Here is a 21,003-nt window from a genome sequence, read left to right as displayed (position 1 = left end):
CCAGATGCTGTAGGAGCCGGACGTTATGCCGCTATTAGCCGGCTTTTTTCATCTCGGAGAGAAAGCCAACGAGCCTGTCGCGGTCGGCCACCAGGCCCTTGTAGTCTAGCTGTTGGCGGTCGAGGCTCATCAGCTGATCGGCGAATGATGCGGCCAGCCGCGCGCGCTCGTCGTGGCGCGCCAGCACTGCCAGCGGGTCGAGATGGATGCGGATGGTGAACAGGATGTCGCCCGAGACCGGCAGCTTGCGCAAGGTCTGCCGCTCGACGCGGATGAAGGCGTGAGCGGCGACATCGGCGCCGGGAAACGTCGATTCCGTCTCGGCCGAGCGGGCGAGACGCTGGCGGTCGGAAAGCGGGTGATAGAGCGAGCCATCTGCCTGGATCGACCAGTTGAAACGTTCCACCAGCACGGTAAGCTTGTCGAACATGCGCGCGATCAGTTCGGCCATGCGGGTGCCAGGCCCGAAATCGGGCACGGGGCCATGTATCTTGTCGATCGGCTGCCCGAATTTTTCCGTCAGCCTCCACGACGAAGGAAAGCACAGAGAACCCGCGGCGAGCCGCCAGCCATCGTCGCCGCGCCGCATCAGGATCAGGTCTTCCTGGACGAGCTTCGAGGCAGCGACCAGCGGGCTGTCACCAGGATTCTGGACGTCGATGGAGCGGCCCGTGCCGGCAATGCTGCAGCGGCCTTCCTCGACGCGATAGGTCTCGGGGAAGCGCTCGGTCAGATGCGCCACCAGGAGGTCCAGCACTTCCCTTTGAGACTGCTTCGTGCCGGGCTCGGCGACGAACACCTTGTCCGGGATTTCGGCGTAGAGCCGGTCCTTCTCCGCCAGATAGGCGTCGAGATGGCCGTCGAGCTCGATCCAGTCGCGCGGCTCCGCCTGCTTGAGACCGATGGCGAAGGGTTTCGAGCTGCCGTCATAGGGCGTGTGGGTGGGATCGGTCATGGCGATTTGTCGGACTGGGCTGTTGTTTAGTGACTTAGCCTGCCCCCGGTTCGCCGACAATGTCGCGTCATTGGACCAGCCTTGCCGCAATCAGTCCTCGCAACGAGTTGCCGACCCAGATTTGCGCTGCGCGGCGAAGGTCTTCAGCCGTCAGCGCCGCCTCCACAGCCTTGCCCTTGTCGATCAACTCCCCGCGCAGCACGCCCGCGAGCAGGCCGCAGGCGAGGGGTGGCGTCTTCACCGGGCCGCCGTCGCCCATGTCGACGAAGATGTTGGTGATGGTGCCTTCGCAGACCTCGCTTGCCTCGTTGAGCAGGATCACCTCGTCGGCAGCCTCACGCGGGAATTCGGCGCGGGCGCGGTCGTAAGCCTCGCGGCGCGTCGTCTTGTGGCGAAGCAAGTTGTTCGAGGAATCGAGCCTCGTGGCCGCGATGCGCAGCGTCCAGACGGCATCCCATGCCAGCGGCACGAACGATTGGCTTGTTACTTCGGGGCTACCGTCCGGAGCGAGAGCGAGGCGGACCCTCAGCGGCATGTCGCCACCTGCAGCCTGCGCCAAAGCCTGCTCGATCGTCGCCCTGTCGAACCCGAACCCGAGCGCCTCGGCTGATGCCTTGAGCCGTGCCAGATGTCGGCCGCCGCGCAGCAAACCGCTGTGCGGCTCCCAGCGCATGGTCTCGATCAGCTCGAAGCCGGCACCGTGCCCGTGGCGAAACGCGCTTTCAGAAGACATTCGGCATACTCCGCTTCCGCAGTCGAATCGAAGACGACGCCGCCGCCGACATTGTAGACGGCCTCGCCGTCGGGAAAGAGCGTGATGGTGCGGATCGCGACGTTGAAGCGCATGGTGCCGCCCGGGGCGATCCAGCCGATGGCGCCGCAATAGACGTCGCGCGGGGTGCCTTCGAGGTCACGCAGGATCTCCATCGCCCGGATCTTGGGGGCGCCGGTGATCGAGCCGCAGGGGAAGAGGGCGGCAAAGACCTGCTCGATGGTCAGTCCGGGCAACAGCCTGGCGCGCACGCGGCTGACCATCTGGTGCACCGTCGGATAGCTCTCGATGCGGAAAAGCTCGGGCACGTCGAGCGTGCCGACCTCGCTGATCAGCGAGATGTCGTTGCGCAGGAGATCGACGATCATGCGGTTTTCCGCCTGGTTCTTCTCGTCGTTGCGCAGGAATTCCCTGAGGGCTGCGTCCTCCTCCGGCGTCTTGCCGCGCGGGGCGGTGCCCTTCATCGGGTGTGTCTCGATCCAGCCCTCGCTGTCGATGTCGAAGAACAGTTCGGGCGAACGCGACAGCACGACCGGGCCGCCGAGCGAGACCAGCGAACCGTATTTCACCGGCTGACGGGCGATCAGCGCGTCGAAGGCGTCGAGCGCTTCGCCGGACCATTGGGCATGCACGGGAAAGGTCAGGTTGGCCTGGTAGCAGTCGCCCTGGCGCAAATGCTGGTGCAGCGTCTTGAACCGGCGCTCATAGTCGGCCTCCGACCATGTCGCCCGCGCATCAAATATGGGCCCGTTGGTTGCGGGCTCCCGTGACGGGGCGCGGTCCCGGTCCGACGGCTGGTCGAACACGGCGAGACAGACCAGCGGCGTGCGCCGTCCCTCGGGAAGCAGCGGCCTGAGCTTCGGCTCGAGCAGATAACCGGCCTCGTAGGAGAAATAGCCGGCAAGCCATTTGCCCTGTTCATGCGCCTTCTGGGCTGCCTGCAAGGCCGGGAAGAAATCCGCCGCATCATGCGCGACGATGATCTCGCGGGGTGCTTCAAACAGCACCTCGCGACCGGCGGGGTCGTCCCTGAACAGGACGAATGGGGATGTGGGACCAGTCATGATGTCAGCGTGCTTGCGATAGAACCGGGCTCAGTCCAGCGCTTCCAGTTCGTCGATGAGGTTGCTGATCACGGCAAGCCCCTTCTGCCAGAAGGCGGGATCGGTGGCGTCGAGCCCGAACGGCTTCAGGAGTTCGGAATGATGCTTGGTGCCGCCGGCGCGCAGCATCTCGAAATACTTGTCCTGAAAGCCGCGTTCGGCATTCTGGTAGACCGCGTAGAGCGAGTTCACCAGGCAATCGCCGAAGGCGTAGGCATAAACGTAGAAGGGCGAATGGATGAAGTGCGGGATGTAGGACCAGAACACCTCGTAGCCCTCGCGCAGCTTGATCGCGGGGCCCAGGCTTTCAGCCTGCACCTCGAGCCAGAACTGGCCGAGCTGGTCGGATGTCAGTTCGCCGTTCTTGCGCTCGGAGTGCACCTTGCGTTCGAACTCATAGAAGGCGATCTGGCGCACGACCGTGTTGATCATGTCCTCGACCTTCTGGGCCAGCATCGCTTTGCGCTCGCGCTTGTCGGTGGTGCGGTCGAGCAGCGAGCGGAAGGTCAGCATCTCGCCGAACACGCTTGCCGTCTCGGCCAGCGTCAGCGGCGTCGAGGCCATCAACGCGCCCTGGCCGCCGGCCAGCACCTGGTGCACGCCATGGCCGAGCTCGTGGGCGAGGGTCATGACGTCGCGCGGCTTGCCCATGTAGTTGAGCAGCACGTAAGGATGCGCCGAGGGCACCGTCGGATGGGCAAACGCTCCCGGCGCCTTGCCGGGACGCACCGGCGCGTCGATCCAGCGGCGGTCGAAGAAGTCGCGAGCGATCTCGGCCATTTCAGGCGAGAAGCTCTGATAGGCGGTCAGCACCGTGTCCTTGGCCTCGTCCCAGCCAATCGTCGCCTGCGGTGTCTCGGGCAGCGGCGCGTTGCGATCCCAGTGGTTCATCACCTCCATGCCGAGCCATTTGGCCTTCATCGCGTAATAGCGGTGCGACAGGCGCGGATAGGCTTCGCGCACGGCGGCGGCCAGCGCGTCGACGACCTCGCGCTCGACCCGGTTGGCGAGGTGGCGGGAATCGGCAATGTCCTCGAAGCCGCGCCAGCGGTCGGAAATCTCCTTGTCCTTGGAGAGCGTATTGGTGATCAGCGTGAAGACCCGCAGGTTCTTGCGGAAGGTCGCGGCCAGCGCCTCGGAGGCTGCCTTGCGCACTTCGCCGTCGGGGTCCTGCAGCTTGTTCAGCGCCGGCTCCAGCGTCAGTTCCTCGCCGCCGATGTCGAAGCGCAGGTCTGTCATCGTTTCGTCGAACAGCCGGTTCCAGGCGCCGCGCCCGGTGATCGACTTTTCGTGGAACAGCTGCTCGACGCGGTCCTCGAGCTGGTAGGGCTTGTCCTTCCTGAGGTCGAGCACCCAGGGGCGGTAGTGGCCGAATTCAGGATCGGCATCGAGCGCCTTGAGGATCAGCGCATCGTCGACGAGGTTGAGCTCGAGCGCGAAGAACAGAAGATGCGCGCTGGCATCGGTCATCTTTTCCTGGACGTCGCCGTAAAGCTTGGCGCGCTTGGGGTCCGAGGTGTCGCCGGCATAGACAAGCCCGGCATAGGAGACAACGCGCCCGACCAGTTCCTCCAGCGCCTCATAGGTCTGCATGGCCTGGCCGAGCTTGCCGGCCGCGCCGCGCTCGGCCTCGATGGCAAGGGTGCCTTTCCAGCGAGCTTCGAAAGCCACCGCATCGATGGAAGCCTTTTCGAGATCGCGCGCCAACTCGGGCGCGTCCATGGCGGCATACAGGTCGGCGAGATCCCATTCGGGCAACTCGCCAAACCCTGCCGCGCCCCTGGCGGAGGCGGTGGCTGACATCTCTTGCCCGGAATTCCAACGCATTGCGTCTTCCTTTTCACTTCCCTCGGCCAGTCGATTCAAATCCTAAGGGATTCGTTCACCGGCTTTTTTGAAACCTTATTTAGAACCCTGTGCCAGGATGATCCACATCCAATAAGCAACTACGGGCATATTCCGGACATTCATGGCAGGTTCGATTCTCATAGTCGATGACGATCCCGTCCAACGTCGCCTCGTCGACGCTGCGGTGACGAAATTCGGCCACACCGCGATCGCCGTCGACGGCGGCGAGGCAGCCCTGCGCATGCTCGACGGGCCGCGCGGCGGCGAGATCGGCGTGCTCATCCTCGACCTGTCGATGCCCGGGCTGGACGGAATCGGCGTGCTCAAGGCGATGCGCGAGCGCGGCATCACGCTTCCGGTCATCGTGCAGACGGCGCAAGGCGGCATCGACACGGTGGTGTCGGCGATGCGCAACGGTGCCTTCGACTTCGTCGTCAAGCCGGCGTCCCCGGAAAAGCTCCTGGCGGCCATCGCCAACGCGCTCAAGGTAGAAGCGGTCGAGAATACGGTCCGGCGCACGGCTCGCCGCAGCGGCGGGCTGCTTACCTTCCGCGACATGATCACCAGAAGCCCGGCCATGGACCGAGTCATACGGCTGGGGCAGAAGGCGTCGGCGTCGAACATCCCGATCCTGATCGAGGGCGAATCCGGCGCCGGCAAGGAACTCGTCGCCCGCGCCATCCAGGGATCGGGCGACCGGCGCTCGAAACCGTTCGTCACCGTCAATTGCGGCGCCATTCCCGACAATCTCGTCGAGAGCATCCTGTTCGGCCACGAGAAGGGCTCGTTCACCGGCGCCACGGAAAAGCACCCAGGCAAGTTCGTCGAGGCCAACAACGGCACGCTTTTCCTCGACGAGATCGGCGACCTGCCGCTCGACGTGCAGGTCAAGCTGCTGCGTGCCGTGCAGGAGGGCGAGGTCGACCCGGTCGGCGGCCGCTCCACCGTCAAGGTCGACATCCGGCTGATCTCGGCGACGCACCGCAACCTCCTGCAGCAGGTCAAGGACGGCAAGTTCCGCGAGGATCTGTTTTATCGCCTCAACGTCTATCCGATCTTCGTGCCGCCGCTGCGCGACCGCCGCGAAGACATTCCGCTGCTGGTCAGCCACTTCATCTCCCGAGTCGCGCCGGCAAGCGCGCATGGCCGGATCCCGATGATTTCGGAAAATGCGCTGGCGCTACTTCAGGCCCATGACTGGCCGGGCAACATCCGCCAGCTCGAAAACGCCGTCTTCCGCGCCTGCGTGCTTTGCGAAGGCGACGTGCTGACCGAAGACGAGTTCCCGCAGATCCGCGCCCAGGTGGAAGGCGTCGTCGACCTGGGCGGCGAGGCGAAGCAGGAGCTTGTAGAGACGTCCGCTGAAAAAGCGGTTGCGGCTGCGCCGTTGTCATCCGCGCCGGAACGGACCCGTCCCGGCATGCTGCGGGCGCTCGACGAACGCGGCAATGTGCGTCCGCTGGCCGATGTGGAATTCGAGATGATCCGGCTCGCCATCGAGCACTACAACGGCCAGATGAGCGAAGTGGCGCGACGGCTGGGGATCGGCCGCTCGACGCTCTACCGTAAGCTCAAGGAATACGGAATCGATCCCGAAACCGGGCGCGTCGAGCGACTCGCGTCCTGATATTTTCTCCGCCGATCTGGAATTAAAGCTTGTGTGTCGCTTGCGGGACGCATCCAATTGTGGCCGAAGGCTCAATTGTTCAGCGCCATTTTTGCCGTATAAACCAGCGGTTTACCATGAAATTCTGAGATTCCCTTTTGCTGGGATATCGCCATGGTGTTACCGCATTTGGCCTTCAATAAGCAGTGATTAACCATTAGGATCGATATTCGGACACGAATCCGTAACAGTGTCCGGGCTTCAAATCCGGGGACAGATGGCAGCCTAACAGGGCCTTTTGATTTGAACAGGATCGAGAACACCGAAGGGCGTCGCTCGAAATCGAATGGTTGGCAAAAGTGGCTTACGGCCGCGATGCTGACGTTTGGTTTCCTGACAGCTTCTCAGGCGACAGCCTCCGCCGAAACGCGGACCCTCAAGCTTTATTACACCCACACGGGTGAAAGGGCTGAGATCACGTTCAAGCGCAACGGCAGATACGATGCTGCCGGACTCAAGAAACTCAATCAGTTCCTGCGCGACTGGCGCCGCAACGAGCCGACCAAAATGGACCCGCGTCTGTTCGACGTGGTTTGGGAGGCTTATCGTTCTGCTGGCGGCCGCGACTATATCCATGTCGTGTCGGCCTATCGTTCGCCGGCGACCAATTCGCTGCTGCGCAGCCGTTCGAGCGGCGTTGCCGAAAAAAGCCAGCATATGCTCGGCAAGGCGATGGATTTCTTCATTCCCGGCGTGCCGCTGAAGAAGCTGCGTGACTCGGGCCTGCGCGTCCAGGCCGGCGGCGTCGGCTACTATCCGCGCTCCGGTTCGCCCTTCATCCACATGGACGTCGGCAACGTGCGCCACTGGCCGCGCATGAGCCGCCGCGAACTCGTCGCCGTGTTCCCGTCCGGCAAGACGCTGCACGTGCCGAGCGACGGCAAGCCGTTGCCCGGTTTCGAGCAGGCGCTCGCTTCCTACCAGTCGCGCAAGAAGAGCGGCGATCTGGTTCTCGCCAGCGCTGGGGCGCCGGCAAAGCGGAGCGGTGGCCTGTTTGCAGCACTGTTTGGTGGCGGCGGTGCAGACGAGGAAGAAGATACCGGCGAAATCGCAGTGGCAGCCGTTGCGCCCAAGAGGGCGCCGGCCAAGGCAATTGCCGAGGCGCCTGCCGCCAAGTCGCTGCCCGGCATCCAGATCATAGCGCCCGAGAATGCGCAGCGCGCAGAGCTGCCGCAGGTCGCCGACGAGGCACCGGCCGATCAGGCGCCGGAGACCATTCTAGCAGCACTTCCCGCCCGCAGCGTGCCGCTTCCGGGCATTGCGCCGCGGCCGCAGGCCGAGATCGGCGTGGCGACCGCAGAGACCGTGCCGTTCGGCGCGGCATCCGCGCCGCTGGCCGAAGGCGAGCAGCCGACCGCAGTTGAACAGCAGATCGCAGCCAATGTTCCGCTGCCGACCCGGCGTCCGAACTACAACCCGCCAGCCGAACTCACGCCCGAGAACCAGAATGTCCTGATGGCGCTGGCCTCCAGCGATGACATGCCGGCTGTAGCAGGCAATGCACCGGTGCCTTCGTCGCGTCCGCAGGACATGACGGTGGAAGCAGCGCTCGCAGCGGCGGACGACATTCCAGCCGAAGAAGCGGCCGACGACGAGTTCGAGGTTGCGGCTCTCGCGCCGGTGCCGGAGCAGCGCTCCGTGTTCGACCAGCCCGAGGCCGTGGCCACTGCCGCGCCCAAGGCTGCGACGCCGAAGAACGCCATTGCCTCGCTTTCGGCGGGCCAGGACCCGGCCGCTGCGATCGGCGGCAGCGTCAAGACCACCCGCAAATCGGCCCGTCCGGTTGCCGAGGAAGCCAAGCCCGAGCCCAAGGCCGTCGTGGTTGCCGCAGCGCCCGACGCCGCGCGCTGGGCCCTGCGCAGCGGCGAGCAGGTGACGACGGTCACGACCAATACCAAGGCGCCGGGCTTTGCCTACAACATCGTCCGCACCGCGCCGAAGGAGGTCTACACGGCCGGCTTCCAGCAGGGCAGCCAGGCGGCAGATGCTAATCGCTTCTCCGGCAGTGCCGTGAAGTTCCTGTCGGTAGCTCGTTTCGAGAACAACTGATCGACGAACAAGACAACAAAAAAGCCGCGCTGGCTGCCAGCGCGGCTTTTTTGTTGGGTTGGCCAGATCCTGACTTCTCCGACAAGGGGAGAAGGCAATATCCTCAGTTCTTGCGCAGCTTGTTTGCTTCGGCGGCCAGCGCCTCGATGCCGGCCCAGTCGCCTGCCTTGACCATGTCGTCGGGGGCGACCCACGAGCCGCCGACACAGACGACGTTCGGCAGGCTGAGATAATCCCTGGCGTTCTTGGCCGAGATGCCGCCGGTGGGGCAGAACTTGACGTCGGCGATGGGCGAGGCGAGGGCCTTGAGGAAAGGCGCGCCGCCGGCCTGCTCGGCGGGGAAGAATTTCAGGAAGTCGAGACCGGCTTCGCGCGCGGCCATGATTTCGCCGGGAGTGATGGTGCCCGGCAAGAGCGGCACATCACTGGTCGCGGCATGCACGATCAGTTCGCGGGTCAGGCCGGGGCTGACGATGAACTTCGAGCCGGCGGCCACCGCCTCGTCGAACTGGCGGGCGTTGAGGATCGTGCCGGCGCCGACAATGCAGTCCTCGACCTCAGCGGCAACGCGGCGGATGCATTCCAGCGCTTCGTCCGTCCGCAGGGTGATTTCGATCGCCCTGAGGCCGCCGCGGGCGAGGGCACGGGCCAGCGGCACAGCATCGACCGCACGTTCGATCTTCAGCACCGGAATGACTGGCTGGCCATCCAGCAGCGCAAGCAGTTTCTGGGTTTTGCTGGTCATGGCACTCGCTCCATCGTTACTTTTCAACCGATTTAACAGACCGTGCAGAACGAGTCCACGAAGCCTGCAGCGACATGGTGATGCGGCCCGCATGTCAGCTGGAAAACCGGACCGCCTTGCGTGCCTGCATAGCGCTCCGGCGCGTCAAGATCGACCGAAAATACCGGCGAGCCAGGACTTGAATGCCGACCACAGCCCGCCGGCTCCAGGCTGCAACGCCCGGCGTATCGCGGCTTGGGTTCGTTCACCGGCGATGCCATCAACGGCAAGGCCTTGCTCGGCCTGGAATTTCTTGACCGCGGACGCCGTGCCCGGGCCGTAGATGCCATCTGTGTCGACGGGATAGCCAAGTGCCACGAGCGCTTCCTGCAGTTCGGTGACCAACTCGCCGCGCGAGCCGACCTGCATCGTCCGGTCGCCGGGCGCTGGGCCGTCGATCTGCCGTCGATAGGCATCGGCCAGCTTGGTATGGTAGCCGTTCTTGCGGAAGCCCGGGCCGTTATAGCCGTGTCCGACCGCCTCCCAGTCATGGCCGTTGAGTGCCTCCTTGAGGCCGGCCTTGTCGATGTAGCGGGCCATCAGCCGTGCCTGGCCGGCAGCGCCGGAGCGCGCCTCGGCGACGAGCCCGTCGACTTTGTCGAAACCGAGCCACAGCCAGTGCGACCCCATCACCTGCCCGAGGCCCCAGGATGTCGATTCATAGGCGGCCTGGTGGTCGATGTCGGCCGCCTTTTCGAGCATCTGCCAGCGCGCCGCTTGGCCGCGCGGGTTGGCGACGGCACCCGTCGTCGGCGAGGCAAGGCCCGCCGCGCGCGCCCTTGCCTGTTTGGCGCCCGAAAGCCTGCGGTCGAAGTAATGCCCTTCGAAGCGGATCAGCGGTTCGTTGCGCCCGTCGACCTTGGCGAACACCTGGCCGGCGCTCTCGATCTCGGCAATGGCGAGCAGGGCGGCCGGCTCCAGCCCGAATTCGCGCGCCGCCTTCTCGATTTCATCGGCCGTTTGCTTGCTGAACATGCGCGACACTCTCCGTTTCGTCGCAACCATTGTCGCCGGAATTCCGCAGGCGTGGAAAAGATACCCCGGAAATCGGCCGTCTTTCTCCGGTGCGAGATCCGACCCGAATCAGGAACTGCCTGTAATCGCTCCACTTTCAGCTGCACGTTGAAAAAAATGAGGCGAAGCGCTAGTGGCTCAAGCCATGAATCTTTCCACGCCTGTATCCCGGTTCCGCGTCGCCGCCCTCTACCGCTTCTGCCGGCTGGAGCGCTTCGAGGACCTGCGCGCGCCGCTTGCCGCCTTCTGCTGCGGCCGCGGCATCAAGGGCACGCTGCTGCTTGCCCGCGAGGGCATCAACGGCACGGTCGCCGGCACCGGAGAGGCGATCGCCGAACTGATCGCGCATCTTGAAGCCATGCCGGAACTCGCCGGCCTTGAAGTCAAGTACAGCGCGGCAACCGAGATGCCGTTCCACCGCATGAAGGTGCGGCTGAAGAGCGAGATCGTCACCATGGGCGTCGAGGGCATCGACCCGCTCGCCAGCGTCGGCGCCTATGTCGAGCCTCACGACTGGAATGCGCTGATTTCCGATCCCGACACGATCGTCGTCGACACGCGCAACGACTATGAGGTTTCTATCGGTACGTTCTCCGGGGCGGTCGATCCGCAGACCAAGAGTTTCCGCGAATTCCCCGGCTGGGTCGAGGACCATCGCAGCGAGCTCGAGGGCCGCAAGGTGGCGATGTTCTGCACCGGCGGCATACGCTGCGAAAAGGCGACGGCCTATGTGAAATCGCTCGGCATCGACGAGGTGTTCCACCTCAAGGGCGGCATCCTCAAATATCTCGAAGAGGTGCCTGCGGAGCAGAGCCTGTGGCAAGGCGAGTGCTTTGTCTTCGACGAGCGCGTTTCGGTGTCGCATGGCCTTGCGGTCGGCGAGGCCGAGCTTTGCCGCGCCTGCCGGCATCCGCTCATGCCGGAAGAGTTGCTGTCGCCTAAGTTCGAGGCTGGCGTGTCCTGTCCGCACTGCCATGATACCCGCACTACCGAGGACCGTGCCCGCTACGCGGAGCGCCATCGCCAAGTAGAGCTGGCAGAACAACGCGGCGACGCCCCCCACATCGGCAGTTGACCTGCTGTATCGGGTTTGCCTCGCCAAATTGACCGGCGTCATTGTAATGTCGCGATCGTCCGCCTACCTCACGGCGACCGACATTCCCAACCGGAGGCATCCATGTTCGACCCCAAGAAGCTGCTCGACGATCTCCTCGGCTCCAAGATCCCTGGCACCGGCTCCACCGTGCGCGACAAGGCCGGGCAGGCGACGCAACTCGCCAAGGACAATCCGCTGGCCGCAGGCGCGCTGGTCGCCGTGCTGCTCGGAACCGGTGCCGGCCGTCAGGTCACGGGCACGGCGCTGAAGGTCGGCGGCCTCGCGGCCATCGGCGGCCTCGCCTACAAGGCCTACCAGAACTACAAGGCCGGCAACGCCCCCGAGCAGACTGCCGCTGCCCCACAAGCCGAGCCGCAGCTCCTGCCACCGCCGGCCGACGATTCCTTCCATCCCTCCCAGGCGCCCCAGGGCGAGACCGAATTCGCGCTGACCCTGATCCGCGCCATGATCGCTGCCGCCAAGGCTGATGGCCATATCGACGACGACGAGCGCAAGAAGATCGGCGACAAGCTCAGCCTGTCCGGCATCGGTTCCGAGGCAGAGCAGTTCCTGATGGCCGAGCTCGATGCGCCGCTGGACCTCGATTCGATCGTCGCTGCGGCCCAGACCGACGCACAGAAGGTCGAGCTTTACACCGCTTCGCGCCTGGCGATCGATCCCGACACGCGCGCCGAGCGCGGCTATCTCGACCTTCTCGCCGGCCGGCTGAAGCTGCCGGACGCGCTGGTCGACCATGTCGAGGCGACGGTGTCGAGCGTCAAGGTGCCGATCGAGGCTTCGGCCAATCCGCAGGTCAATCCACGCTGGTAGGTCTCTCTCGGTAGGCTCGCGAAAAGCAGCTAAAAGGCCGCTTTTCGCGTTAAGGATTTGTTAACCGAGCAGGCGCATCCTTTTCTTACTCGGATCGGCTCTCCTCCTCCCAAGCACGGTTCGATGAAAAACTGGGCGGTCGCCAATGACCGCCCTTTTTCTGTGGCCGATTTCCTTCGCTCCATCGCTACAATCAAGACAGCCGATCTGGTTTTGATTGGGTCGGCGCTCTAGATTGTTGACGCTACAATGATCGTCCGCCGGCGATTGGTCATGCGCATGGAGGAGCTTCATCATGGCGAGCAACAGGGTCGCAGTGGTTACCGGTGCCGGCAAGGGCATCGGCAAGGCGGTGGCGACCGCGCTGCTGAGGGATGGCTGGAACACCGTGTTTTGCGGCCGTAGCAAGGCGCCGCTCGATGCGGCGATAGCGGATGCCGGCAAGACCGACGCCAGCGCCCTGGCCGTGGTCTGCGACGTCACCAGGCCCGATCAGGTCGATGACATGTTCGAGACCATCACCGAGGCGTTCGGGCGGGTTGACTTGCTCTTCAACAATGCCGGCATGGGCTACAAGGCCTCCACCATCGACGAGATTCCCGTCGAGGCCTGGAACGATGTCGTGGCGGTCAACCTGACCGGCACGTTCCTGTGCTCGCGGGCGGCCTTTGCGGCGATGCGCAGGCAGGAGCCGGTGGGCGGCCGCATCATCAATAACGGTTCCGTCTCGGCCCATGCGCCGCGCCCCGGTTCGGTGCCCTACACCGCGACCAAGCACGCCATCACCGGCCTGACCAAGACGCTGGCGCTCGACGGCCGTCCTTACGACATCGCCTGCGGCCAGATCGACATCGGCAATGCCCTGACCGAGATGGCGGTGCCGATGACGGTGGGCGTGCAACAGGCGGACGGCTCGATTGCCGCCGAAGCGGTGATGGACGTCGAGCGCGTCGCCGAGGCGGTGGTCTACATGGCCGGCCTGCCGCTCGACGCCAACGTGCTGTTCATGACCGTGATGGCGACCAAGATGCCCTATGTCGGGCGAGGGTGATGTCCGTCAGGCGCTTCGGCTGCGCCAGTGGGTCAGGCGCCGGACGAAGTGGCGGTAGGATGAGCGCCGTAGCGGATAGGTTAGTTGCCCGATGAGGCCATTGCCCATCGGCTGGGGAACGCCCAGGGCAGTGTCGCATGCGCCGGGGACCCTGAACGTCCCGAAGGCCCAGTCGAACACCGAGAACACAGAGGCGAAGTTGGTGTTGTAGGCGATCGGTTCGGCTGAGTGATGCCAACGGTGCATTGCCGGCGAAACGAAGATGCGACCGAACGGACCGTAAGTCCAAGGCAGATCGGCATGGATGAAAGCGCCGTAGTAATGCCTCACGAGCCAGTTCACGAGGATAGCGTAGGCTGGCAGTCCCATCGACAGGATGAAGGCGAAATCGATCGCCACTGTCGTCAGGCGATTGATCGGATGGAACCTGAAGATCGCCAGCCAGGTCATCTCCGTGTCGCTGTGGTGGACGGCGTGCGACGGCCAAAGCAAGGCCGAATGCTCGATCCGATGACGCCAATAGCCGACGAAATCGCCGAGGAAGACGGCTGCGAGGCCGACCAATGCCGGGTGCAGACCCTCCCACATGGTGGCGGGGACGAGGGCGAGGTCGTAGGTCTCGAACGCCTGCTTCATGAACAGTGCCAGGGCGACCAGTATCGGTGCGACCAGCAGCACGTCGATAAAGTGGATCAGCAGGTTGATCTTGGCCTGGGGAACGGCCTTCAAGATGTCGCCGACGAACCGCTCTCGCTTGACGACAAGCGCCAGCAGCACGAAGAACGGCAATGGCAGATAGATCGCGCGCCAGAAGTCGTGCGCAGCGTTCGCCAGGTGCTCGAACGGTAGGTCAGGCAAGCAACATCCCCCAATGCCACTGTTGGTACCATTGTGGGATGTGAATAAATCGAAATGGTTAACTTTGCGCGGCCCTGCGGCTACTTCGCCAGGAACGCCTCGATCCGCTCCAGCGCGCGCAGGATGTTTTCTTCCGAGTTGGCATAGGACAGCCTGATATAACCTTCGCCGAGGATGCCGAAGTCGGGGCCGCCGATCAGGGCAACGCCGGCGTCCTCGAGCAGGGCCGAGGCAAGTTTCTTGGCCTTCCAGCCGGTCTTTTCGACATTCGCGAAGGCGTAGAAAGCACCCTTCGGCGAGATGCATGAAATGCCCTCGATGGCGTTCAGCCCTTCGACAACGATGCGGCGGCGGCTGTCGAAGGCGCGCATCATCCTGTCGACGTCGTCCTGCGGGCCGTCGATTGCGGCGATGCCGGCATACTGGCTCGGCGCGTTGACGCAGGACCAGCAATTGACCGCGAGCTTGCGTACCTTGTCGTAGAGTTGGCCGCTCCCCACTCCGTTCGGCCAGATCGACCAGCCCATGCGCCACCCGGTCATCGCCCAGGTCTTGGACCAGCCGTTGAGGATGATGAGCCGGTCGCGGATCTCCGGGAAGGCGAGCAGCGAGCTGTGGCGCTCGCCGTCATAAGTCATGACGTCGTAGATTTCGTCGGACATGATGGCGACGTGCGGATGAGCCTCCAGACCCTTGACCAGCTTGGCGATCTCGGTGCGCGGCGTCACCCCGCCCGTCGGGTTGGCCGGCGAATTGAGGATCAAAAGCCGCGTCTTCGGGGTGATCAGCGACAGCGTCTCCTCGGCGGAGAAGGCAAAGCCATTGGCCTCGCGCATCGGCACCGGCACCGGGGTCGCTCCGGTGAACTCGATCATCGAGCGGTAGATCGGGAAGCCGGGGTCGGGGTAGAGGATTTCCGTGCCCGGCTCGCCGAACATCAGGATCGCCGCGAACATCGTCGGCTTGCCGCCGGGCATGATCATGACGTTTTCGGGGGAGACTTCGACGCCCGTGGTTGCCAGAGTACGCCGCACCACCGCCTCGCGCGTGGCCAGCAGGCCGTTGGCCGGGGTGTAGCCGTGATGGCCGTCGCGCAGCGCCTTGATGGCGGCTTCGACGATATGCTCGGGCGTGCGGAAATCGGGCTGGCCGATACCGAGATTGACGATGTCGCGACCCTCGTGCAGCAGCGCCGTGGCGCGCGCGAGCACGGCGAAGGCATTTTCCTCGCCAAGGCGTTCAAAGGCGGAAATCGTGTGGAGCATTGCGGGCACTCGTCTGGTTCTGTCGATGTCCCTGGATTTTTGCGAGACTCCTGGCAGCCATGTCAAACGAATTGGAGAGATCGTTGACCGAGAACCTGCGGGACTGGAAGCCGAGGCCGCGCCCCGAGCGCATCGTGCTCGAGGGAAATTATGTCCGGCTGGAGCCGCTCGACGCGGCAATGCATGGCGAACGGCTGTTCGATATGGCGACCGCCGAGGATGCCGAAGGCCGCTTCCGCTGGCTTTTCGACACCAAGCCGCAGACCCGCGCCGACTTCCAGCCCTGGCTCGACAAGTCGGCGGCAAGCAACGATCCGCTGTTCTTCGTCGTCATCGACAAGGCAAGCGGCAAGATGGCCGGCCGCCAGACGCTGATGCGCATCGATCCGGCTCATGGCGTCATCGAGATCGGCAACATCTACTGGAGCGACATCGTCTCCCGGCGACCGGCGGCGACCGAAGCGCAGTTCCTGTTTACGCGCTACATCTTCGAACTCGGCTACCGCCGCTACGAATGGAAGTGCAACAACCACAACGAGCCCTCCAAGCGCGCCGCCGAACGGTTCGGCTTCAAGTTCGAGGGCATCTTCCGCCAGCACATGGTCGCCAAGGGCGAGAACCGCGACACCGCCTGGTATTCGATCATCGACACCGAATGGCCGGCGCTGCGACGGGCCTATGAGGCCTGGCTCGACCCGGCCAATTTCGATGCCGCGGGCCAGCAGAAGCGGCGCCTTGAGGATTTCCGCACCGAATTCGGCACCTGAGACGACCCGCGCCAACGATCCGCGGGCTTGCCATGCGACAATGGAACCGGCCATGGCGCGTTGGCTGATGCGCCGGCGGGCGCTATGAGGTTGAGTCACGCCGGGTACCGCACCCGGCAACATCCGGAACCCTGGGGCCGATAGCCGATGGATACCAAGACGCGCAATTCCGCCATCGCCGCCGCCATTTTCCTGGGCGGCTTCGGCCTGTTTGCATATTTCCTGCCCAAGATCATGCTCGCTGTCGGCGACTATTCGACCGTGGCTGCCGGCGTGATCGCGGTCATCTTCGTGCTGGCCTTCTTCGGCGTGTTCTGGCTGCGCGGGCGCAGCCAGCGCAACAAGGGCCTCTAGCTGAGGTCAGGCGCTCAGGCTGGCTGCCAGCAGCATGATGCCGATCAGCATGACGAGGGCGGCGCCGCCGATCTCGATTGTATTGTGAACGCGGTTGCCGGCGCGCCCGTCGCCGGCGATGGCGACGGCCCAGTTCTTGGCCGTCACCGCAAGCACGGCGAGCGCTGACACGGTGATTGCCGTTCCCAATGCCATGGCAAACACCGAAAGGATGCCGCCGGCCCAAAGGCCGTTGAGGAAGGCGAAGCTGAGCACGATCAGGGCGCCGGAGCAGGGGCGGATGCCGACGGCGGCGACCGCTGACCACGCCGTCCGCCAGTCGAAATGCTTGCCTTCCAGCATCTTCGGATCGGGCGCGTGCGAATGGCCGCAGGTCGAGCAGACTTCACCCTCGGCGTGATGGTGCGCATGGCCGTGGTGATCGTGATGCGCGTGGCCATGAGCGTCGTGGGCATGATCGTGGCCGCAATCGGCATGGTCATGGTCGTGACCGTGTGTGTGGCCGGCATGTGCTGCCGACAGGCTGTGGCCCGCGGTCGCGCCGGCCAGGCCGAAGGCCATCGGCCTGAGTTTCTTCCACAGCAGCCAGGCGCCGAAAGCGGCGATCAGCGCGTAGCTTATGGTTTCCAGGAACCAGGTCGCGTTGGTCATCGACACCGAGGTGCCGCGCAGCACGAGGAACACCAGCGTCATCAGCACGATCGCCGTCAGGCCCTGAAGGAACGCCGAGACGAAGGACAACATGATGCCGCGCTTCAGCGCCACCTCGTTGGCCAGCATGTAGGACGAGATCACCGCCTTGCCATGGCCGGGGCCGGCGGCGTGGAAGATGCCATAGGCGAAGGACAGGCCGACGAGCAGCCAGATGCCGCTGCCTTCGCCGTCGCGCATTGCCTTCAGCGAGCCGGTCAGCGAGCGGTAGAATTGCTGCTGGTGGACATTGATCCAGTTGAGCAGGCCGGCAAACAGCCCGGTCGACGGAACGATGGCCTCATTGGTGCCGATGCCGAGCGAGCTCTGGGCATGGGCGTGGCCGGTGAAAAAATGGCTGAGCACGTAGCTGATCAACAGAAGGGCGAAGATCGCGCGGATGGTCATCTTCTTCACGGGGTCACCCCTTGGCCTGGCAGTTCAGTTCGAGGCGGGTGGCGAAGATCTTGCTCATGTCGGTGCCGGTCGGGTCGTTGAAGAAGGCGTCGGTCAGGTTGGCCTGGTTCTGCGCGATCACTTCGTCGGGATCGGGCCGGATCACCTGGCGCGTACAGGACGAGGGCAGGTCGGCGACGTTGAGGTTGGTGTCTTCGGTGAAATCGATCGCCGTATAGAAGGTCGGATCGTAGACGCCGAAATCGATCTTTCCGGAGAGCTTCAGCGGCTCCTTCGGCTCCGCCTCGAACAGGATGATGAGCTGCTGGTCCTCCAAATCGGCGATCAGGCCGGCTGGCGGCTTCATCGCCACATCCTTGCCGTCCAGGGTGACGACCTGGAAGTAATTATACTCGCCGATGGATTCGAACACCGTCTTGGAAACCTCGGCCAGTTCGGCCTCGTCGAGCTTGAGATCGGCGTTCTTGTCGAACTCCATCAGCACGGTGCTGGAAAACAGGTCGTCGAAGCGCCAGAGGTGGCGCAGCGACTTCACCGTGTTGTCGGTGTTGAGCAGGACGTCGAGCCGGGCTTCGGCGAAGACGTGCGGATGGACGCTGGCCGGCACCGTCGTTGCCAGCAGGGCTGCCCCGGTCGCGGCCAGTATCGACGTTCGCATTTTCAGAATCATGGCACTGGTGGTCCGGCGGTTCGAATGTAGCCGACCATTATCAGAAACAGGGCGAAAGTGGGACGTTCAGCCCTTCAATTCTGCGGGATGGTCGCAAGGATTGATCTTGAACCACTGCACCAGGAAATCGACGAAGACGCGGATCTTGGCCGGCAGATAACGCCTGTGAGGGTAGACGGCGAAGATGCCGCCGCCCGAAAGGCGGTTGTCGTCGAGCACGGCCACGAGCCGGCCGGCATCGATGTCGGGCGCGGCGATGAAATCAGGCAGGATGGCGAAGCCAAGGCCGGCGACTGCCGCAGCCCGTGCCGCCAGCGGGCTGTTGACCTCCATCGGTCCAGAGACCGAAACAGTTACTGTATCGCCGGTTTCGCCGACGAAGGGCCAGTTGGACAGCCAACGCCCGTTGGTGTCGATGATGCAGGGCACCTTGGCGAGGTCGGCCGGGCGTTGCGGCTTGCCGTGCTTGGCGATCGCCTCCGGCGAGGCGCAAAGCCTGATGCCGAAGGGCGCCAGCCGGCGGGCGATCAGCGAGGAGTTCTCGAGCCGCGAGATGCGGATGGCAAGGTCGAAGCCTTCCTCGACGAGGTCGACGAAACGGTCGTCGAGATGGATTTCGAGCACGATGTCGGGGTGCTCCTTGGCGAAGTCGATCAGCGACTGGCCGATCGGCGCGTCGGCGAAGGTGCGCGGCGCCGACAGCTTGATGCGGCCGCGCACGTCGCCGGACGATTCGCGCACCGCATCGGCCAGGCTGTCGACCTCGCGGACGATCTCGGAAGCGCGCCGGTAGTAGGTGTGCCCGGCCTCGGTCAGCGAGAACTGGCGGGTGGTGCGATTGAGCAGAAGCGCCCCGAGCTCGTCTTCCAGCTCGCGGACATATTTGGACAGCAGCGCCTTGGAGCGGCCGATCTTGCGTGCCGCCGCCGAAAAGCCTTCGGCCTCGACGACGTCGATGAAGGCGCGCATCCGGGTGAGTGTGTCCATGGTGCCTGCTCGTTCAAAAATTGGCTACGACGACGCTAGGATTGTTCACACCTGGGGGTCAAGTGCTCTGGCACGGAGCTTGTCGTGCCAGGCGCGTCGGCGCGGGTGGCGATCAGTTCGAGACTTGAACCTCGACAGCGTCGAACCTGCCCCCCGCGAGGTCTTGCTTCCTGATCGTCAGCACCAGGTTGTCGACGTCGCCGAACATCCAGCTCATCAGGTTGCTGGTGGGAAGTTCGAGCAGGGTCACGTCCTTGTCGAGGTCGAACTGGTGCACATACTCAAAGGGAACGTGACCCATGCCCGCCATTTCATGTGCGGCCTGATCCTTCCAGATGGCCTCGAAATAGCTGCGCATTGCTGGAGGTAAAGCCTCGGGCGATCTTGAGTAGGCATGCCGCGCCCGGTCGAGCCGGAGGCACTCGAAATCCCAGACCCACAATGATCCTTCCCCATTTTGGGCGGTCAGCGGCAGTTGTTGGACTCGCGGATAGATGATCTCGCACTTGCCGAGTTCGGCCGTGATCGCGGCGATTTCATCCTCCGAAAGTTGCGTCTGGTCCGATGCCGCATTGGTCCGCTCGGCCACTGTCCGCACCTGGGCCAGGGCTGCTTCGAGCATCGGACGCCCTTTCGTCCTCGCTTCGATCAGTGCGGGCAAGGTGGCGGCACGTTCGCGCAGTTCGGCGAGATTTCTGGGCGGTTCCGGCGCGGCTTCCGCGACCGCGAGCCAGTCAAGTACCTGTTCGAGCTGCTGTCGGAGCGGCGTGATCAGATCCTCGGCCAGATATTCGACGAGGCGCGCCTCCGCGATATCGAGCATTCCGAGGGTGGTGGAGCGATCGAACGGGCGATGCTCCGGCGACGCCAGGTCGAAACCCTGTTTGTAGACTTCGTGGCTGGCCTCGCTATATCCTTCCCGCCGAGGGTCGGGGTCACCCGGCCGCAGCGCTACCAGATCGACCGGCCAGCGCGGCCAGGCGTCGATCGGCTTCAGCCGCGACTTCGCGTAAGGCAAGCTGATGGACCAGCCATCTATGCTCAGGTCCTCGGGTCCTTGCCGCCACGGCCCCATCTCACTCAGATGCAGCACATGCACCGCGTAGTCGGTCGGGTGGATGAAGAAGGCCAGCCAGCCGTCACGCGGACCGAGGCCGTCCCACAGATCGGCGGGAAGATCGGCGCAGCAGATCTGCGCGAGGAAATTGGCGTTGCGGCTGTCTATCACCGGCCAGGGGATATGCTCGGCCATGGCAGGCGCGCCGCCGAGCCAGCTTCTGGGGTGATCGACGTCGCGCAGCGGAATCTGCGGCACCAGCCGTACGACCACAGGCTCGGTAGCCTGCGCATCCATGAGCTTCTGTTCGTGCACGAGCTGGCCGGCCAGATCCTCCCGAATCTTGACCAGGAACTGGTGCTCAGCGCCGGTCAATGGCCGGTCTGCCGCTTGGGGAGGGGGCCTTCCGACCGCCTTGGCGATACGTTCCGGGGAGGGGGCTTGCATGGTTGGCACCGCAGCCTTGGCGGCACGCTGTCTGACGACAGGCTTTCCAGTCAGCTCCTGCTCGCTGTGTTGCCTGCGATAGGCCAGCACCGTGAAGACGACGGTCAGCAGGGCGAGCATGGCTGCCGAGGGAACTGCGCCGATCCGCGACACCAGCACGAAGTCGAGGAAGGCATTGATGCCCTGGACGCCGTTGGAGACGCCACCACCCGGCAGTCCGTCGAGGAAACGCGTGAGCGTCTGGGCCACCAGCATGGCCATGAAGACGAAAACAAGTATCGGGCGCGTATATGGGCTCATGCGCGCAAGCTAGCGACGGATT

General features: G+C 64.2%; 19 protein-coding genes. 7 read left to right on the top strand and 12 right to left on the bottom strand.

The features are described from left to right. Positions 1-34 precede the first annotated feature (34 nt). From WHT83_RS23065 to WHT83_RS23050, 4 genes are all read right to left on the bottom strand, one after another. Positions 35-955 (bottom strand): heme-dependent oxidative N-demethylase family protein, encoded by a 921-nt coding sequence (locus WHT83_RS23065; protein WP_406872497.1) that lies wholly within the window; start codon positions 953-955, stop codon positions 35-37. A 67-nt stretch (positions 956-1,022) separates the two neighbouring features. Further along, positions 1,023-1,688 carry an aminotransferase class IV family protein gene (locus WHT83_RS23060; RefSeq protein ID WP_406872496.1) on the bottom strand — a complete coding sequence of 222 codons (666 nt, stop codon included), beginning with the start codon at positions 1,686-1,688 and terminating at the stop codon, positions 1,023-1,025. Next, positions 1,637-2,791 (bottom strand): aminodeoxychorismate synthase component I, encoded by a 1,155-nt coding sequence (locus WHT83_RS23055; protein WP_406872495.1) that lies wholly within the window; start codon positions 2,789-2,791, stop codon positions 1,637-1,639. Before WHT83_RS23055 ends, WHT83_RS23060 begins: the two co-directional genes overlap by 52 nt. Before the next feature lie 30 nt (positions 2,792-2,821). After that, positions 2,822-4,633: a M3 family oligoendopeptidase gene (locus WHT83_RS23050; protein ID WP_406874045.1), complete on the bottom strand. Its 1,812-nt coding sequence runs from the start codon at positions 4,631-4,633 to the stop codon at positions 2,822-2,824. Between the two features lie 166 nt (positions 4,634-4,799). On the opposite strand from WHT83_RS23050, the gene WHT83_RS23045 reads away from it, so the two are divergent. Further along, complete coding sequence (locus WHT83_RS23045) at positions 4,800-6,305, top strand: sigma-54-dependent transcriptional regulator (protein WP_406872494.1); 1,506 nt, start codon at positions 4,800-4,802, stop codon at positions 6,303-6,305. Positions 6,306-6,659: 354 nt separating this feature from the next. Further along, the gene (locus tag WHT83_RS23040; protein ID WP_406872493.1) at positions 6,660-8,393 is read left to right on the top strand and encodes a DUF882 domain-containing protein; all 1,734 of its coding nucleotides are present in this window, start codon (positions 6,660-6,662) and stop codon (positions 8,391-8,393) included. Between the two features lie 103 nt (positions 8,394-8,496). Here WHT83_RS23040 and WHT83_RS23035 read toward each other — a convergent pair whose 3' ends face one another. Both WHT83_RS23035 and WHT83_RS23030 read right to left on the bottom strand, forming a co-directional pair. Next, the gene (locus WHT83_RS23035) at positions 8,497-9,138 is read right to left on the bottom strand and encodes a 2-dehydro-3-deoxy-phosphogluconate aldolase (protein WP_406872492.1); all 642 of its coding nucleotides are present in this window, start codon (positions 9,136-9,138) and stop codon (positions 8,497-8,499) included. Positions 9,139-9,282: 144 nt separating this feature from the next. Continuing rightward, positions 9,283-10,152, bottom strand: a complete 870-nt coding sequence (locus tag WHT83_RS23030; RefSeq protein ID WP_406872491.1) for an N-acetylmuramidase domain-containing protein — start codon at positions 10,150-10,152, stop codon at positions 9,283-9,285. Positions 10,153-10,336: 184 nt separating this feature from the next. On the opposite strand from WHT83_RS23030, the gene WHT83_RS23025 reads away from it, so the two are divergent. The 3 genes from WHT83_RS23025 to WHT83_RS23015 all read left to right on the top strand — a co-directional run bounded on the left by WHT83_RS23025 (position 10,337) and on the right by WHT83_RS23015 (position 13,169). Beyond that, positions 10,337-11,266 (top strand): rhodanese-related sulfurtransferase, encoded by a 930-nt coding sequence (locus WHT83_RS23025; RefSeq protein ID WP_406872490.1) that lies wholly within the window; start codon positions 10,337-10,339, stop codon positions 11,264-11,266. A gap of 102 nt (positions 11,267-11,368) precedes the next feature. Continuing rightward, on the top strand, positions 11,369-12,118 hold the full coding sequence (locus tag WHT83_RS23020) for a tellurite resistance TerB family protein (protein ID WP_406872489.1): 750 nt from the start codon (positions 11,369-11,371) through the stop codon (positions 12,116-12,118). 295 nt (positions 12,119-12,413) lie between these two features. After that, entirely contained in the window at positions 12,414-13,169 is a 756-nt protein-coding gene (locus tag WHT83_RS23015; RefSeq protein ID WP_406872488.1) for an SDR family oxidoreductase, read from the top strand. Positions 13,170-13,175: 6 nt separating this feature from the next. Here WHT83_RS23015 and WHT83_RS23010 read toward each other — a convergent pair whose 3' ends face one another. Together WHT83_RS23010 and WHT83_RS23005 are read right to left on the bottom strand one after the other, a co-directional pair. Then, positions 13,176-14,027: a sterol desaturase family protein gene (locus tag WHT83_RS23010; RefSeq protein ID WP_199914586.1), complete on the bottom strand. Its 852-nt coding sequence runs from the start codon at positions 14,025-14,027 to the stop codon at positions 13,176-13,178. An 80-nt stretch (positions 14,028-14,107) separates the two neighbouring features. Next, positions 14,108-15,292: a pyridoxal phosphate-dependent aminotransferase gene (locus tag WHT83_RS23005; RefSeq protein WP_406872487.1), complete on the bottom strand. Its 1,185-nt coding sequence runs from the start codon at positions 15,290-15,292 to the stop codon at positions 14,108-14,110. Positions 15,293-15,375: 83 nt separating this feature from the next. Here WHT83_RS23005 and WHT83_RS23000 point away from each other — a divergent pair, with 83 nt between their 5' ends. Beyond that, positions 15,376-16,059 carry a GNAT family N-acetyltransferase gene (locus WHT83_RS23000; protein WP_406872486.1) on the top strand — a complete coding sequence of 228 codons (684 nt, stop codon included), beginning with the start codon at positions 15,376-15,378 and terminating at the stop codon, positions 16,057-16,059. A gap of 147 nt (positions 16,060-16,206) precedes the next feature. Next, positions 16,207-16,413 (top strand): hypothetical protein, encoded by a 207-nt coding sequence (locus tag WHT83_RS22995; RefSeq protein ID WP_183264252.1) that lies wholly within the window; start codon positions 16,207-16,209, stop codon positions 16,411-16,413. Positions 16,414-16,419: 6 nt separating this feature from the next. On the opposite strand, the gene WHT83_RS22990 is transcribed toward WHT83_RS22995, so the two are convergent. The 4 genes from WHT83_RS22990 to WHT83_RS22975 all read right to left on the bottom strand — a co-directional run bounded on the left by WHT83_RS22990 (position 16,420) and on the right by WHT83_RS22975 (position 20,981). Continuing rightward, the gene (locus WHT83_RS22990; protein ID WP_406874044.1) at positions 16,420-17,511 is read right to left on the bottom strand and encodes a nickel/cobalt transporter; all 1,092 of its coding nucleotides are present in this window, start codon (positions 17,509-17,511) and stop codon (positions 16,420-16,422) included. 13 nt (positions 17,512-17,524) lie between these two features. Continuing rightward, positions 17,525-18,190 (bottom strand): DUF1007 family protein, encoded by a 666-nt coding sequence (locus WHT83_RS22985; RefSeq protein WP_406872485.1) that lies wholly within the window; start codon positions 18,188-18,190, stop codon positions 17,525-17,527. A gap of 66 nt (positions 18,191-18,256) precedes the next feature. Then, complete coding sequence (locus WHT83_RS22980; RefSeq protein WP_183264254.1) at positions 18,257-19,177, bottom strand: LysR family transcriptional regulator; 921 nt, start codon at positions 19,175-19,177, stop codon at positions 18,257-18,259. Between the two features lie 112 nt (positions 19,178-19,289). Further along, entirely contained in the window at positions 19,290-20,981 is a 1,692-nt protein-coding gene (locus WHT83_RS22975; RefSeq protein WP_406872484.1) for a DUF1963 domain-containing protein, read from the bottom strand. Positions 20,982-21,003: the final 22 nt, after the last annotated feature.

Source organism: Aminobacter sp. P9b (assembly GCF_045345995.1).
Taxonomy (GTDB): Bacteria; Pseudomonadota; Alphaproteobacteria; order Rhizobiales; family Rhizobiaceae; genus Aminobacter; species Aminobacter niigataensis.
The sequence above is the reverse complement of the archived record's forward strand: the minus strand, read 5'-3'. Positions and strand labels throughout refer to the sequence as shown.